The organism is Variovorax sp. Varisp85, assembly GCF_047304045.1.
GTDB lineage: Bacteria > Pseudomonadota > Gammaproteobacteria > Burkholderiales > Burkholderiaceae_C > Variovorax.
This window is the reverse complement of the sequence record NZ_JBGLYN010000014.1, coordinates 31,063-46,062: the sequence shown is the minus strand read 5'-3', so window position 1 is coordinate 46,062 and position 15,000 is coordinate 31,063. Positions and strand designations below refer to the sequence as shown.

At 65.5% G+C, this 15,000-nt stretch carries 13 protein-coding genes; 3 read left to right on the top strand and 10 right to left on the bottom strand.

Features of this window, described 5'->3' with window-relative positions; genetic code table 11:
• Window positions 1-12: 12 nt before the first annotated feature.
• The 5 genes from pilQ to ACCC97_RS08165 are packed head-to-tail and all read right to left on the bottom strand — an operon-like array spanning window position 13 to window position 5,076.
• Entirely contained in the window at window positions 13-2,163 is a 2,151-nt protein-coding gene (pilQ, locus tag ACCC97_RS08185) for a type IV pilus secretin PilQ (RefSeq protein ID WP_413313833.1), read from the bottom strand.
• Window positions 2,160-2,699 (bottom strand): pilus assembly protein PilP, encoded by a 540-nt coding sequence (locus tag ACCC97_RS08180; protein WP_007835218.1) that lies wholly within the window; start codon window positions 2,697-2,699, stop codon window positions 2,160-2,162. Before ACCC97_RS08180 ends, pilQ begins: the two co-directional genes overlap by 4 nt.
• On the bottom strand, window positions 2,696-3,373 hold the full coding sequence (locus tag ACCC97_RS08175; RefSeq protein ID WP_007835217.1) for a type 4a pilus biogenesis protein PilO: 678 nt from the start codon (window positions 3,371-3,373) through the stop codon (window positions 2,696-2,698). Before ACCC97_RS08175 ends, ACCC97_RS08180 begins: the two co-directional genes overlap by 4 nt.
• Before the next feature lie 6 nt (window positions 3,374-3,379).
• The gene (locus ACCC97_RS08170; protein WP_007835215.1) at window positions 3,380-4,000 is read right to left on the bottom strand and encodes a PilN domain-containing protein; all 621 of its coding nucleotides are present in this window, start codon (window positions 3,998-4,000) and stop codon (window positions 3,380-3,382) included.
• Complete coding sequence (locus tag ACCC97_RS08165; RefSeq protein ID WP_007835214.1) at window positions 3,997-5,076, bottom strand: pilus assembly protein PilM; 1,080 nt, start codon at window positions 5,074-5,076, stop codon at window positions 3,997-3,999. Before ACCC97_RS08165 ends, ACCC97_RS08170 begins: the two co-directional genes overlap by 4 nt.
• Before the next feature lie 240 nt (window positions 5,077-5,316).
• Here ACCC97_RS08165 and ACCC97_RS08160 point away from each other — a divergent pair, with 240 nt between their 5' ends.
• Window positions 5,317-7,731 carry a penicillin-binding protein 1A gene (locus tag ACCC97_RS08160; RefSeq protein ID WP_007835212.1) on the top strand — a complete coding sequence of 805 codons (2,415 nt, stop codon included), beginning with the start codon at window positions 5,317-5,319 and terminating at the stop codon, window positions 7,729-7,731.
• A gap of 16 nt (window positions 7,732-7,747) precedes the next feature.
• Here ACCC97_RS08160 and cyaY read toward each other — a convergent pair whose 3' ends face one another.
• A complete protein-coding gene (gene cyaY / locus ACCC97_RS08155) occupies window positions 7,748-8,080 on the bottom strand; it encodes an iron donor protein CyaY (RefSeq protein ID WP_413332257.1) in 333 nt (110 codons plus the stop codon).
• A gap of 12 nt (window positions 8,081-8,092) precedes the next feature.
• Here cyaY and lptM point away from each other — a divergent pair, with 12 nt between their 5' ends.
• Together lptM and lysA are read left to right on the top strand one after the other, a co-directional pair.
• Window positions 8,093-8,365, top strand: a complete 273-nt coding sequence (gene lptM / locus ACCC97_RS08150) for an LPS translocon maturation chaperone LptM (RefSeq protein WP_413332255.1) — start codon at window positions 8,093-8,095, stop codon at window positions 8,363-8,365.
• On the top strand, window positions 8,362-9,648 hold the full coding sequence (gene lysA / locus ACCC97_RS08145; RefSeq protein ID WP_413332253.1) for a diaminopimelate decarboxylase: 1,287 nt from the start codon (window positions 8,362-8,364) through the stop codon (window positions 9,646-9,648). Before lptM ends, lysA begins: the two co-directional genes overlap by 4 nt.
• Window positions 9,649-9,658: 10 nt before the next feature.
• Here the strand turns inward: lysA and ACCC97_RS08140 are convergent, their stop codons facing one another.
• From ACCC97_RS08140 to ACCC97_RS08125, 4 genes are all read right to left on the bottom strand, one after another.
• Window positions 9,659-10,315 carry a sulfite oxidase heme-binding subunit YedZ gene (locus ACCC97_RS08140; protein WP_413332251.1) on the bottom strand — a complete coding sequence of 219 codons (657 nt, stop codon included), beginning with the start codon at window positions 10,313-10,315 and terminating at the stop codon, window positions 9,659-9,661.
• Window positions 10,316-10,343: 28 nt separating this feature from the next.
• Entirely contained in the window at window positions 10,344-11,363 is a 1,020-nt protein-coding gene (msrP, locus tag ACCC97_RS08135) for a protein-methionine-sulfoxide reductase catalytic subunit MsrP (RefSeq protein WP_413332249.1), read from the bottom strand.
• 116 nt (window positions 11,364-11,479) lie between these two features.
• Window positions 11,480-12,796 carry a c-type cytochrome biogenesis protein CcsB gene (gene ccsB / locus ACCC97_RS08130; RefSeq protein WP_413332247.1) on the bottom strand — a complete coding sequence of 439 codons (1,317 nt, stop codon included), beginning with the start codon at window positions 12,794-12,796 and terminating at the stop codon, window positions 11,480-11,482.
• Window positions 12,793-14,973 (bottom strand): cytochrome c biogenesis protein ResB, encoded by a 2,181-nt coding sequence (locus ACCC97_RS08125; protein WP_413332245.1) that lies wholly within the window; start codon window positions 14,971-14,973, stop codon window positions 12,793-12,795. The genes ccsB and ACCC97_RS08125 overlap by 4 nt, the downstream gene beginning before the upstream one ends.
• Between the last annotated feature and the right edge of the window lie 27 nt (window positions 14,974-15,000).

Below are 15,000 nucleotides of genomic sequence, written 5' to 3'. Positions count from 1 at the left end.
TACGCCCGCGCGTCAGCGCGCGGCGTTGCGGTCGGTAATCATCTTCGGAGTGATAAAGACGAGCATTTCGGTCTTGTTGGCAACGCGTTCGCGCTTGCGGAACAGTGCCCCCAGGTAGGGCACTTCACCCAGCACCGGCACGCGCGATTCGTCATTGGTTTCGGTGAGCTCGAAGATACCACCGATGACGACCGTGCCGCCGTTCTCGACCAGCACTTCGGTCTGCACGTGCTTGGTATTGATGGCCGGACCCGCCGACGTGTTCACGCCCCGGGCGTCCTTGCTCACGTCCAGCGTCAGGATGATGTTGCCTTCCGGCGTGATCTGCGGCGTGACTTCCAGCTTCAGCACCGCCTTGCGGAACGAGATCGAGGTGGCGCCGCTGGACGTGGCCTGCTGGTACGGAATTTCCTCGCCCTGCTCGATCAGCGCCTTGGTCTGGTCGGCCGTGATGACGCGGGGGCTGGACACCAGCTTGCCCTTGCCGTCGGCTTCGAGCGCCGAGATTTCGAGGTTCAGCATGCGCGAGAAGCTCGAGTTGAACAGCGAGATCGCGAAGGTGCCTGCCGCGTTGCCCGTGCCGCCCGCATCGCCCGCCGGGAGGTTGATGAAGTTGGAGTTGGTGAACGTGGAGGTGGCCGTGCTGGCTCCGCCATTGGTGCCCGCCGTGACGACGGGCATCGCGCCGAGATTGGCGAATGCGCGGTTGCCGGCGGACGATGCGAAGCGCTCGCCAGCGATGCCGCCGCCCAGCCGCACGCCGAGCGACTTGCCGAAGGTATCGGACGCTTCGACGATGCGAGCCTCGATCAACACCTGGCGAACCGGGATGTCCAGCTTCTGGATCAGATCGGTGATCTGGGCCAGGCGCGACGGAACGTCCGACACGAAGAGCTGGTTGGTACGCGACTCGGCGATGACGCTGCCGCGAGGGCTCAGGATGCGAGTCGTCGTACCGCCACCGCCACCGCCGCCAGACGAGGCACCCGTGCCGGTCAGCCCCTGCGCAATCGCGATCGCCTTGGTGTAGTTGAGCTGGAACGACTGGGTGCGCAGCGGCTCCAGGTTCTCGATCGCGGCCTTGGCCTCGAATTCGAGCTTTTCCTTGGCGTTGATTTCGTCCTTGGGCGCAATCCACAGCACGCTGCCGTTCTTGCGCATGCCCAGGTTCTTCGCCTGCATGATGATGTCGAGGGCCTGATCCCAGGGCACGTCCTTCAGCCGCAGCGTCAGCGCGCCGTTCACCGAATCCGAGGTCACGATGTTGAAGTTCGTGAAGTCGGCAATCACCTGCAGCAGCGAACGGATTTCGATGTTCTGGAAGTTGAGCGACAGCTTTTCGCCGTTGTAGCCCACGCCTTGCGTCAGCTTGGTCGGATCGACCTTGCGGGCGCGGACTTCGACAACAAACTGGTTTTCGCTCTGGTAGGCACTGTGCTCCCAGTCGCCCTTGGCCTCGATCGTCATACGCACGCGGTCGCCCGACTGCTGCGAAGTGATCAGCTGGACCGGCGTTCCGAAGTCGGCCACGTCGAGGCGGCGGCGCAGGCCCTCGGGCAGCGTCGACTTGGTGAACTCCACGACGAGGTTCTTGCCTTGCTGCTTGACGTCGACGCCGACCTGGTTGTTCGGAAGATCGACGATGACCCGGCCGGTGCTGTCGGCGCCAAGGCGGAAATCGACGTCCCGCAGCGGCAGCATGTCCCGGTTGCGGTTTTCCGCGAAGGTCGTGCCGGCAGACGCGACGAGCGCCGAGCCGGCCACCGGCTCGAGAATGACCAGCAGCGAATTGCCCTGGATCTCGGCCTTGTACGCGGTGGCCTGCTTCAGGTTCAGCACCACGCGGCTGCGTTCACCGGCCTGGACGACGTTCACCGAACGCAGGTTGCCCTGGTTCACTTCGATCGCGGAACGGCCGATGGCATTCGTGACGCCCGGAAAATCGAGCGCAATGCGGGCCGGCGTCTGGACGGCGAACCCGGCAGGCACCGCCGTGAGCGGTTGCGCCAGATCGATGCGGATCACTTCCGCGCCCGACTGGGTCGAGCTGGTCACGGCCTGGATGGCGTTTTGCGCATGGGCCACGGCCAATGCACCGAAGGCCAGCAGACCCAGGCCGGCAGCGCGCAGCCACTGTGCCATCGTTGATTTCTTTTGGTTCATTTCGCACTCTCTTGCAGCTGCAGCGTCGCGACGCGTTCGATCCATTCACCGGCGGCGTCTTGCACGATCTCACGCAAGGCGACTTCGGTTTCGTTGATACGGGTGATGCGCCCGTAGTTGAGTCCCAGGTATTCGCCGACGCGAACCTTGTAGAGCAGCTTGTCGACACGGACCAGCGCCACTGGCTGGCCGTTGCGGTTCATGCTGCCGACCATTGCCATCGAGTCGAGCGGGAAGGCTTCGAGCGCCTCCTTGCGGCGTGCCAGTTCGGGCGCTATCAGCTCCGAAGTGCTCGGCTGGTTCGATTCGCGGCGCAGCGCCTGCGTCAGCTTCAGGATGTTGAAGGGCTCGAACGACGAGGCCTCGGTGTAGGTCTGCGGCGTGAACTTCTTGGGCTCTGAAATGGGCGGCACCGAGGGCTTCACCTGGGCGCGCTGCTCGGCCATCCAGCGTTGCAGGTCGTCCTGCCCGGAGTCGCAGGCACTCAAGCCCAGCGCGGCCAGTGTCAGCCACAGTACTTTGGCGGCGATCTTCATTTCTTCGCCTTCGGTGCGGCGGCGCGCTTCTGCGCAGCCCGCTCGTCTTCATCGAGGTAGCGGAAGGTGCGCGCGGTGGCGTCCATCGTCAGCACGTCCTTGTCCTTCTGCGGGGTGACGGTGATGTTGTTCAGCGTCACGATGCGCGAGAGGCCCGCGACGTCGGCGGCAAAGGCGCCCATGTCGTGATACCGCCCGGTCACGCGAACGGCGATCGGAAGCTCGGCGTAATAGTCCTTGACCGACACCTGCCCCGGACGGAACAGCTCGAACTGAAGGCTGCGACCGAGGCCTGCCTGGTTGATGTCCGACAGCAGGGCGTCCATTTCGGCCTTGCTGGGCAGCTGCTTCTCGAGCAGGGTCACGTACTGCTGCACCTGTTCACGCTGCTTCTTCAGCAGTTCGAGGTTGGCCGCCTGGGCCACCTTCTTCTGGTAGTCGGCCTTCAGCGCGACTTCCTTGGAACGTTCGCTCTCGAGCTCGTCGTTCGAGTTGGTCAGCCAGACGAACCACAGGGCGACCAGCACCAGGGCGGTGACCGCCAGGCAAAGCGCGTACCGCGGCACCGCTGGCCACATCGACGGATCGTTCGGGTTGAGCCCGCGGAACTGCTCGCCGAAACGCTGCAATGCAGCGCCGACATCTATTTTCTGGGAGGGGCGATTGCTTGCCATGTTCCGTTACCCCTTGGATTGCGCCGCCGCAGCCACGGCCTTGTCGGCAGCGGCCTTTTGAGCATCGGTGGGGCGTTTCAGGCCAATGCGCATCGTGAAGTTCGCAACGCGGCGCTGGTCGCGCGGGGTCAGGTTCACGTTCGCCGACGTGATCTCGACCAGCTCCGGCTTGACCAGCCAGGGACTGTTGTTGCCCAGGTTGCGCAGCAGTTCCGAAACCCGTTCGTTCGACTGCGCCATGCCCTGCAGCGTGACCGTCTGGTTGTCCTGCTTCATGCTGGTCAGGTAGACGCCGTCGGGCAGCTGCCGAACCAGTTCGTTGAGCAGGTGCACGGGCAGGTTGCGGTCGCCCTGCAGGTCCTCGACGGCCTGCTGGCGCGCGCGCAGCGCTGCGATTTCTTCCTGCAGCGTCGAGATCTCCTTGATCTCGACTTCGAGCTTCTTGATCTCGGCCTGGAGAAAGCCGTTCTTCGATTGCTGCGCCGAGATCTGGGCCTCGAACCAGAGGTAGCCCAGGCCGGCGATCAGCAGGCCGAGCACCGCTGCAGCACCCAAGGTGCCAAAGAAGGCCTCGCGCCGCCGCTTGCGTGCAGCTTCGCGGTGCGGAAGCAGATTGATGAGGATCACTGCAGGAACCTCCGCATGGCCAACCCGCAAGAGGTCAGGTAGGACGGCGCTTCGCGACGGACCTTCTTTTCACGGATGTTCGAACTGAAGTCCATGCCGTCGAAGGGGTTCAGCAGAGAGCAGGCAAACGAGGTCTGCCGCGTGACTGCGTTGGTCAGGCCCGGCAGCGACGCCGAGCCGCCAGCCAGCAGCACGTAGTCGACGCGGTTGTGCGGCGTGCTCGTGAAGAAGAACTGAAGCGCACGCGCGATTTCCTGCGCGATGCCCTCCACGAAGGGCTTGAGCACGCCGGAGCCGTAGTCGTCGGGGAGGTCTCCGCTGCGCTTCTTGGCTTCGGCTTCCTCGGCGGAAAAACCGTACTGGCGCACGATCAGCTGCGTCAGCTGGGCACCGCCGAACGCCTGATCGCGGTCGTACAGCACTTCCTGGTTGCGCAGCACCTGCATGCTGGTGGTGAAGGCGCCCACTTCGAAAAGCGCCACGATCGAGTCCACGCCCTTGCCGGGCAGCTGTTCAATCAGGCGGGCGGTCGCCAGGCGCGAGGCATAAGACTCGACGTCGAGGATCATCGCCTTCAGGCCGGCGGCTTCCGCCAGGCCTTCGCGGTCCTGCACCTTTTCCTTGCGGGACGCGGCGATCAGCACTTCCACGTCGCCTGCGGACGTGGTGCTCGGCCCCGTGACGCAGAAGTCGAGGCTGACTTCGTCCAGCGAGAACGGGATGTACTGGTTGGCTTCGGACTCGACCTGGATCTCGAGTTCCTGCTCGCTCATGCCGCCCGGAAGAATGATCTTCTTCGTGATCACGGCCGAGGGCGGCAGCGCGAGCGCCACGTTGCGGGTGCGCGTGCCGCTCTTGCGGACGACGCGCCGGACGGCTTCCGCCACTTCGTCGAACTTCTCGACGTTGCCGTCGGTGATCCAGCCACGTTCCAGGGGTTCGATGGCGCAGCGTTCCAGAACCAGCTTGCCGCTGGCCTCACGGCCGAGCTCGACCAGCTTGACGCTGGACGAACTGACATCCAGCCCCAGCAGGGGAGCGTTCTGACGACGAAACAATGATCCAAGAGCAGCCAAGTTAGGTCCCTCTCCCCCTGTATTTGTAACCAATAGAAAAAAATGCGTTCGGTTGCATGCTAGCAGCAGGCGTGGCAGCAACCAAGCAACCGCGGGGGGCAAAACCCTCAAGCGTTGTCAAAACCTGACGTCAAATCTGCATTTTGTAACTTTTGAATTAGAGCGATGCAGCAGCAACAAAAGATCGGATCGTGCAAAGAGAGCGGCTTTTTATAATGTCGGGTGACTCTCCGGCCCTCCATGCAAGAAACCTCAAGCCCCAAAGGGCCAGCCAAGACCCCCTCCCCCAAGTCCCAGCGCCCGACCTGGCTGAAATGGCTGTTGCGCTTTTTCTTCTGGGGGTTCGGCATTGCCGCAGCCGGCGTGCTCGCGGTGCTGTGCGTGGTGGCGGTGGCCCTGGCGGTCGCATACCCGAACCTGCCCGACATCAGTGAGCTCTCCGACTACCGGCCCAAGCTGCCGCTGCGGGTTTTCTCGGCCGAAGGCACCCTGATCGGCGAGTTCGGCGAGGAGCGCCGCAACCTCACCCCGATCTCGGCCATTCCGAAGGTCGTGAAAGACGCCGTGCTCGCGGCCGAAGACTCGCGCTTTTACGACCACGGCGGGGTCGACTACAAGGGCATGGTGCGCGCGGGCCTGGCGAACATGAACCGCGTGAAGAGCCAGGGCGCATCGACCATCACGATGCAGGTGGCGCGCAATGTCTACCTGAGCTCCGAGAAGACGCTCACCCGCAAGATCTATGAGGTGCTGCTGACCTTCAAGCTGGAGCACCTGCTCACCAAGGACCAGATCTTCGAGATCTACCTGAACCAGATCTACCTCGGCAACCGCGCCTACGGCTTTGCCGCCGCTTCCGAAGCGTATTTCGGCAAGCCGCTGCAGGACCTCACGATTGCCCAGGCTGCCATGCTGGCCGGACTGCCGAAGGCGCCGGGCGCGAACAACCCGGTCAACAACCCGCAACGCGCGCGCGGCCGCCAGTTCTACGTGATCGACCGCATGCAGGAAGCCGGCTTCATCACCGCCGAGCAGGCCGCCGAAGCCAAGAAGGAGGAACTCCACCTGCGCGACGCCGCCGACCCGAACCGCCTGCATGCCGAATACGTGGCCGAAACGGTGCGCCAGCTGATGTACGCGCAGTACGGCGACAGCACCTATACGCGCGGCCTCAAGGTCTACACCTCACTGGTGGCAGCCGACCAGGCCGCGGCCTATAAGGCGCTGCGCAAGGGCATCATGGACTACGAGCGTCGCCAGATCTATCGCGGCCCCGAGAAGTTCGTCGACCTGCCCAACGACGCCAAGGACCTCGACGAGGCCGTGGACGATGCGCTCAACGACCACCCCGACAACGGCGACGTGATGGCCGCGGTCGTCCTCAAGGCCACGCCCAAGCAGATCGATGCCGTGCGCGGCAACGGCGACCCCGTGCAGATCACCGGCGAGGGCCTCAAGCCCGCGCAGTCCGGCCTCTCCGACAAGGCCCCGCCCAACATCAAGATCCGCCGCGGCGCGGTCATCCGCGTGGTGAAGACGCCCAAGAACACCTGGGAGATCACGCAGTTGCCCGAAGTGGAAGGCGCGTTCGTCGCCATGGACCCGCGCGACGGCGCCATCAAGGCACTGGTCGGCGGCTTCGATTTCGGCAAGAACAAGTTCAACCACGTCACGCAGGCCTGGCGCCAGCCGGGTTCGAGCTTCAAGCCGTTCATCTATTCGGCGGCGCTCGAGAAGGGCTTCACCCCCGCCACGGTCATCAACGACGGCCCGCTCTTCTTCGACGCCGGCACCACCGGCGGCCAGCCGTGGGAGCCCAAGAACTACGGCGGCGGCTACGACGGCCCGATGTCGATGCGCACCGCGCTGATGAAGTCGAAGAACCTCGTGTCGATCCGCATCCTGCAGTCCATCGGCACGCGCTACGCGCAGGAGTGGATCACCAACTTCGGCTTCGACAAGGAAAAGCACCCGGCCTACCTGCCGATGGCGCTGGGTGCCGGCTCGGTCACGCCGATGCAGATGGCGGTGGGCTACTCGGTGTTCGCCAACGGCGGCTACCGTGTCAATCCGTACCTCGTGACCCGCATCACCGACCACAAGGACAAGGTGCTGGTCGACAAGCAACCCTCGGTGCTCAACGAGGCGAACCGCGCGATTCCCCAGCGCAATGCCTTCATCATGGACACGCTGCTGCAGTCGGTGGCCCGTGCCGGCACCGCCGCCAAGGCACAGGCGACGCTCAAGCGCCCCGACCTGTACGGCAAGACCGGCACCACCAACGACTCGCTCGACGCGTGGTTCGCGGGCTTCCAGCCCACCATGACGGCCATTTCGTGGATCGGCTACGACACGCCGCGCAACCTGGGCGACCGCGAAACCGGCGGTGGCCTGAGCCTGCCGATCTGGATCGCCTACATGGAGACCGCGATCAAGGGCATCCCCGTGACCGACATCGCCACCGCACCGCCTTCCGGCATCGTGAACGTGGGCGGCGAGTGGTACTACGACGACTACGCGCCGGGACGCGGCGTGGCAAGCCTGGGCGTGGAATCCGCGACTGCGGCGCCGGTGGAAGCCCTGACCGGCGCCCCGGTGAGCCCGCCGGCCCCGCCCGAGGAGCGCAACCGCATCCTCGACCTGTTCCGCAACTGACGACGAAGAAGAAGAGTCAGGCGGCCGCGAACGTCAGCGGCTGGCCTGCCTGCAGGGTCGCTTCACGCGACAGGTTGCCGAAGAATTCTTCTCCGGTCTTGGTATCGACCCAGGCCTGGCCGTCGTGGCGGTAATGGTAGCCACCGGAACGCGCGGCAAGCCAGATTTCCTGCAGGGGCTTCTGCAGGTTCACGATCAACTGGCTGCCGTTGCGGAATGAAATCGTGATCATCCCGCCCACCCTCTGGTTGTCGATGTCGGCGTCGGTCGCATCGTTGATGCGGTCGCATCCCTGCTCAATGGCGGCGAGCGCGGCTTCGGCGCGGTCCATGTACTCGGTGTCGGTCATTACAATTTCGCTATGTTGAACGTTCGCCAAATTCTAGTGAGCACCCGCGCCCGCGCTGCGCTCATGGTCTGCCTCGTTGCAGGTACCACCGCCCTGGTTGCCTGCGGACAGCGCGGTGCGCTGTACCTGCCGACCGATCCTGCCGCCGCCGGACGAGCCACGCTGCCGCAGCTCATGACGCCCGAGAGCCTGCGGTCCTCTTCGTCCATCTCCAGCGAGGCGGCGCCCGCACCGGCCGCTGCCGCCAGCGCACCGGCCAGCAACAACACGGAACCGCGCAAATGAGTGCCGGCATCAACCCCATCGCCCTGCCCGGCCAGCCGCACGTTGCGCAACGCGATGGCGCGCTGCACGTCGAAGGCGTCGCGCTCGAAGCGCTGGCGCGCGAGCACGGCACCCCTCTTTTCGTCTACTCGAAGCAATGGATGCTGGATGCCCTCGCGGCCTACCAGCGCGGCTTCGAGGGCCGCGACGCCCTCATCTGCTATGCGATGAAGGCCAACTCGTCTCTCGGCGTGCTGCGCGTGTTCGCGCAGGCCGGCTGCGGCTTCGACATCGTCTCGGGCGGCGAGCTGGCACGCGTGCTGGCCGTGGGCGCCGATCCGAAGAAGATCATCTTCTCGGGCGTCGGCAAGACCCGCGCGGAAATGCGCGAGGCCCTTGCCGCCGGCATCGCCTGCTTCAACGTCGAGAGCGAAGCCGAGCTCGACGTGCTCAACGAGGTGGCGCTGGCCGAGGGCAAGCGCGCGCCCATCAGCATCCGCATCAATCCGAACGTCGATCCCAAGACGCACCCCTATATCTCCACCGGCCTCAAGGGCAACAAGTTCGGCATCGCGCACGACCGCGCGGTCGAGGCGTACCGGCACGCCGCGCGGCTGCCGGGCCTGGAGGTGGTGGGCATCGACTGCCACATCGGCTCGCAGATCACCGAAGCCTCGCCCTACCTGGACGCCTGCGATCGCGTGCTGGACCTGGTCGAGGCGATCGAGGCAGCCGGCGTGCCGATCCATCACCTGGACTTCGGCGGCGGCCTGGGCATCGACTACAACGGCGAAGTGCCGCCCAAGGCCGATGCGCTCTGGCGGCAGCTGCTCGCCAAGCTCGACGCACGCAACTTCGGCCAGCGCAAGCTGGTGATCGAACCCGGCCGCTCGCTGGTCGGCAATGCCGGCGTCTGCGTGACCGAGGTGCTCTACACCAAGCCCGGTGAAGACAAGAACTTCTGCATCGTCGACGCGGCCATGAACGACCTGCCGCGCCCCGCGATGTACCAGGCCTTCCAGCGCATCGTGCCGCTGCGCAGCCGCGCCGGCGATGCACCGACCTACGACGTGGTCGGCCCGGTTTGCGAGAGCGGGGACTGGATCGGCCGCGACCGCGCGCTCAACGTGGTCGCCGGCGACCTGTTGGCCGTGCTGTCGGCCGGCGCGTACTGCATGAGCATGTCCAGCAACTACAACACGCGCGGCCGTGCCGCCGAAGTGCTGGTGAGCGGCGCCACCGCCAAGCTGATCCGCCGCCGCGAGACGATGGAAGACCAGCTGCGCGCCGAGATCGACGGCTGATTGCCGGTGCTCAGCCGGTGCGCAGCGGCTTCTCGCTGCCGCGCACCGCCACCGCGGGAGGCTTCGCCTTGCGCTTGCTCGCGAAATTCCACACCCGCCACGCGAGCAGCGCGGCAATGATCGCGGCATAGACGAACACTTCCGCGAAGTTGTTCTTGCCCGCGCGCATCCAGAAGAAGTGCAGCAGCCCGAGCCCCGAGATCACGTAGACCAGCTTGTGCAGCATCTGCCAGCGCTTCGCGCCCATTGCCTTGATGGCGCGGTTGAAAGAGGTGGCCGCCAGCGGCGTCAGCAGCACGAAGGCAGAGAAGCCCACCAAAATGAACGGCCGCTTCGCGATGTCCTTGGCGATGTCGCCCCACTCGAATCCCATGTCGAACCAGCTGTAGCACAGCAGGTGCAGCACCACGTAGAAGTACGCGAACAGGCCCAGCATGCGGCGCAGGCGTGCGAGTGCATTCCACTTGGTCATCACGCGCAGCGGCGTCACCGCCAGCACGATGCAAATGAAGCGCAGCGTCCAGTCGCCGGTGGCGCGGATCAGGAACTCGGCCGGGTTGGCACCGAGCCCGTCCGTGAAGGCGCCGTAGGCCAGCCGCGCGAACGGCAGCAGGCACAGCAGGAAGATGACCGGCTTGGTCGCCGGATGCATGAGCAGCTTGTTCATGGGGCGGGCGCCGGTTGCCGGGGCGCGCTCAGTAGTTCTTCTTCAGGTCCATGCCCGCATACAGCTGGCCGACCTGGGCTTCGTAGCCGTTGAACATTTCGGTCTTGCGCCGCTTGGCGAACAAGCCGCCGCCGTCGCCGATGCGGCGCTCGGTCGCCTGGCTCCAGCGCGGATGGTCGACGTTCGGGTTCACGTTCGAGTAGAAGCCGTACTCGTTGGCCGCCGCCTTGTTCCACGCGGTGCTCGGCTCCTTCTCGACGAAGCGGATCTTGACGATCGACTTGGCCGATTTGAAGCCGTACTTCCACGGCACCACGAGCCGTACCGGCGCGCCGTTCTGGTTGGGCAACACCTCGCCGTACATGCCGAAGGCCAGCAGCGTGAGCGGGTGCATCGCCTCGTCCATGCGCAGGCCTTCGGTGTAGGGCCAGTCGAGCACGCGCGAGCCGACAAAAGGCATGGTCTTCGGGTCGGCCAGCGTCACGAACTCAACGTATTTGGCGTTGCCTTGCGGCTCGACCTTCTTGATCAGTTCGGCCAGCGAATAGCCGACCCACGGGATGACCATCGACCAGCCTTCGACACAGCGCAGGCGGTAGATGCGCTCTTCCTGCGCGCTGAGCTTGAGCAGGTCTTCGATGCCGAACTTGCCCGGCTTCTTGACCAGGCCTTCGACCTCCACGGTCCACGGCCGCGTCTTCAGCGTGCCGGCGTTCTTGGCCGGGTCGGCCTTGTCGGTGCCGAACTCGTAGAAGTTGTTGTAGCTCGAGACGTCCTTGTAGTCTGTGAGCTTGTCCATCGACATGGCCCCCGGCACGGCCGACTTGCCACCAGGCAGCGGCGCGAGCTTGTTGGGCCGCTCGGCCTGGGCCCAGGCTTCGCGCGAGGCGAAGCCGGTCAGCGCCGCACCCGCCGCGCCGCCCGCCATGAGCTTGAGCAGGTCGCGCCGGCCTTCGTAGGCGGCACGCGGCGTGATCTCGCTCGACAGCGGGTGGATGAAGCCGTTGTCGCTGTTGCTGCGACGGATCGGGCGGGATTGGAACGACATGGCAGGCCTTTCGCGTGAATCGTTGTGCTCAGGGTAGTTCGTGAGCAGTCCCGATTTGGTTACGCGCCGCAGCGGCGCGCGGTTTCAATTCTTCGCGAAAGACCGCAGGCCCGTGCCTACAGGGTGCCGTAGCTGTGAAGCCCGCTCAGGAACATATTCACGCCGAGGAAGGCGAAGGTGGTGACCGCCAGTCCACCCAGCGCCCACCACGCCGCCACGGTGCCGCGCAGGCCCTTTACCAGCCGCATGTGCAGCCAGGCCGCGTAGTTGAGCCAGACGATCAGCGCCCAGGTTTCCTTCGGGTCCCAGCTCCAGTAGCCGCCCCAGGCGTCGGCGGCCCACAGGGCGCCGAGCACAGTAGCGATGGTGAAGAAGGCGAAGCCGACGGTGATCGACTTGTACATGACGTCGTCGAGCACCTCGTTGGCCGGCAGCCGCGCCGCGATGCGCTTGCGTCCCAGGAGGATGCCGGCCGCGATCAGCGCGGAAATACCCGCGTAGACCACCCAGTAGCTGCCGCCGGCTTCCTGCACGCGCTGGCGGAACGCCACCGGCACGAAGCACAGCGCCACGCCCAGCAGCCAGATCGGCGTGAGCTTGTACCAGCGCTTTTCGTCGGCCTGCTCCTTGATGAGGTAGGCGAAGGCCACCATGGCCGCGAGCGAGAAGGTGCCATAGCCGATGAAGTTGGCGGGCACGTGCAGCTTCATCCACCAGCTCTGCAGGGCTGGCACCAGCGGCTGGATTTCGTGCGCCTCGCGCACGATCGTGTACCAGAGCAGGAAGCCGACCGCCGCGCTGACCACCAGCATCACGAAGGCGCCGAGCGCGCGCGTCTTGTAGCGCTCTTCGAAGTAGAGATAGAACGCGGCCGTGAGCCAGCAGAACAGCACGAACACTTCGTACAGGTTGCTGACCGGGATGTGGCCGATGTCCGGGCCGAGCTGGTGGCTTTCGTACCAGCGCACCATGGTGCCGATCAGCGCCATCGTCACGGCCGCCCAGGCCAGCCGCGAGCCGATCATGTCGAAGGTGTCCGACTGCTTGCCGCCGAAAAAGCCGAGCCAGTAGAACAGCGTGCTCATGAAGAACAGCACGCTCATCCAGAGGATGGCCGACTGGCTCGACAGGAAATACTTGAGCCAGAACACCGTGTCGGCGCGCGCCAGCTCGCCCTGGTACGAACTGATGGCCAGCAGCGACGCCGCAGCCACGATGATGGCCAGCCCCCGCAGCGGCCGCCAGAACCAGCCGATGGCGATCATCGCGATCACGGCAGCGGCCAGGATCGGCTTCTCGTAGTAGTCCATCGACCCCGCGTACCGCGTGAACGCAAACAGCCCACCGGCCAGGACCAGCGCCGCGAACACCCAGTCGAACGGGTTGCGGCGCGAAAGCCAGCTTTCATTGAGCGTGAGGGTCGTGGTGTTCATCGTGTCTGTGCTTCTGTCTTGCTCAGGGCGAGCAGCTTGTGCTTGAGGTGCTCGAATTCGCGGTCGCTGTCGATGGTCTTGCGATTGACCGAGAACGCCATCGTGGCCGCTGTCCCGGATGTCTGGCCTTCGGCAGCCGTGCCGTCGGGCGTCAGCCACACCCAGAGGCGGCGCTCGCGCACATACAGCATGGCAAAAATCCCGACGATCAGCAACAGGCAGCCCAGATAGACGACGTTCTTGCCAGGGGCACGCGCCACCTGGAACACGCTGGCCTGCACCTGGGTGAAGTCGGTCATCATCATCGCGACCGGGGCCGGGTAGAAATGTGCGTCGCTGATGGCCAGCACCGCCTGCGTCAGGTAGGCCTGCGATTTCTGGTCGTTCGGCAGCGCGGCAAGGCCGGCGCCTTCGCGGCCCAGGTTGAGCACCTCGAACAGCACGTCGTTGAGGATGCGCACCAGCACGCCGCCGGCGCGCTCGCGCTCGGCCTCGGGCACGTTGACTTCCATGAACTCGGCAATCGCCTGCCAGCCTCCCGCCGTGGTGGCGTCGGCCTTGGCGCGCTCGGTGCCCGCGAACAGCGCCAGCGCGCGGGTGGCCGATACGCGCAGTTGCTCGGCCATCTCCGGGCGCTTGGGGTCGGTGGCCTTCGCGATGTAGCGCTCAATGGCACGGGCGCGGGTGTCGGCATCGCCGAGCGCGGCGCGCATGCGCACGAAGCCGTCCATCGAGCCCTGCTCGTCGGCGGGCACGCGCAAGTAGCGGAACGGATCCTCGGGCTTCTCGCGCATCCCCAGCAGGAACACCGGCTGGCCGTCGCCGGTGTCGACCGGCACCATGTAGTTCTGGTACTCGCGCGCCTGGCCGGCGGCGTCGCGCAGCTTGTAGCCGATGCTCGGGCCGATGTTGCGCAGCACCTTCGGCTTGTTGGTCTTGTTGGCGGCGCCCAGGCGCGACTCGATGTCGTGGCGCAGGTCGACCTTGCGCACGTCGGCGCCGCTGCCCATGGCGCCGCCATCGGCAAAGTTCTCGACGTTGATCACGCGCAGCGCGGCGAACTCGAGCGTGAGCTTGTCGCGGCCGTTGGTGATCTCGGTGCTCGGGCCGCCGATGATGCCCTCCACCTCGAAGGGCTTGGCCGCGGCCGCCATCGGCACCGCCTTGAGCTTCACCCTGGAGCCGCCGTCGTCGAAGCTCGACTGGTAGATCTCCACGCCCTTGTAGCTGGCCGGATGGTTGACCTCGATGCGCGCCGGCACCTGCGCGCCGGTCTCGCGGTCGTGCAGCACCACCTCGCTCGCGAACAGCTTGGGCATGCCGGTCGAGTAGTAGTCGACGATGAACTTCTTCAACTCGATGGAGAACGGCAGCTCCTGCAGCAGCACGCCGTCAGACTGGTTCAGGATGGCCACGCTGCCCTGCCCGCCTTCGGGCACGAGGATGTTGCCGCGGAAGGTCGGGTTGGCGGCCGACAGGCGGTGCTCCGGCGCCACGTCGGCGATCATGCCGCCGCCGGTGAACACGCTCTTGCCGTTGAACCAGGTCTGCGCGCGCACCACCAGGTCGCCGTCGAGCAGGCCGCCGATGCACACCAGCACGATGGCGCTGTGCGCCGCGATGTAGCCCAGCTTGTGGGCACCGCCGGCGCGCGCGGCGACCATCCAGCCGGCGGCAGTCGGCCGGCTGCCGCTGGTGGCGTCGCGCCGTTGCAGCTTGACCTTCCAGCCACCGCTCACCAGCAGCTGACCGATGCGGTTGGCCGCCGCTTCGGGCGTTTCGCCGAGCCGGTTCTCGGCGCGCTGGCCGAAGGCCTTGAGGCTCTGCGCGCGGATGTCTTCCTTGAAGGTCTTGAGGTCGACCATGATGCGCGGCGTGTTGCGCGCAATGCACAGCGCGGTGCTGATCACGAGGAACAGCAGGATCAGCAGGAACCACCAGGCGCTGTAGATCGAGTCGAGCCTGGCCGCGCGGAACAGTTCGGCCCAGAACGGCCCGAACTGGTTGATGTAGTTGTTGATCGGCTCATGCTGCTTGAGCACGGTGCCGATGATCGACGCGATGCAGATGATGGTGAGCAGCGCGATCGCGAAGCGCATCGACGAAAACAGCTCCACCGCAGCGCGAAGCATCTGCGGGCCGCGATGAACGCGAAGGCCATGGGTGGAGACGGACATCGGACGACAGTAAGGAAAGAGAGGAAA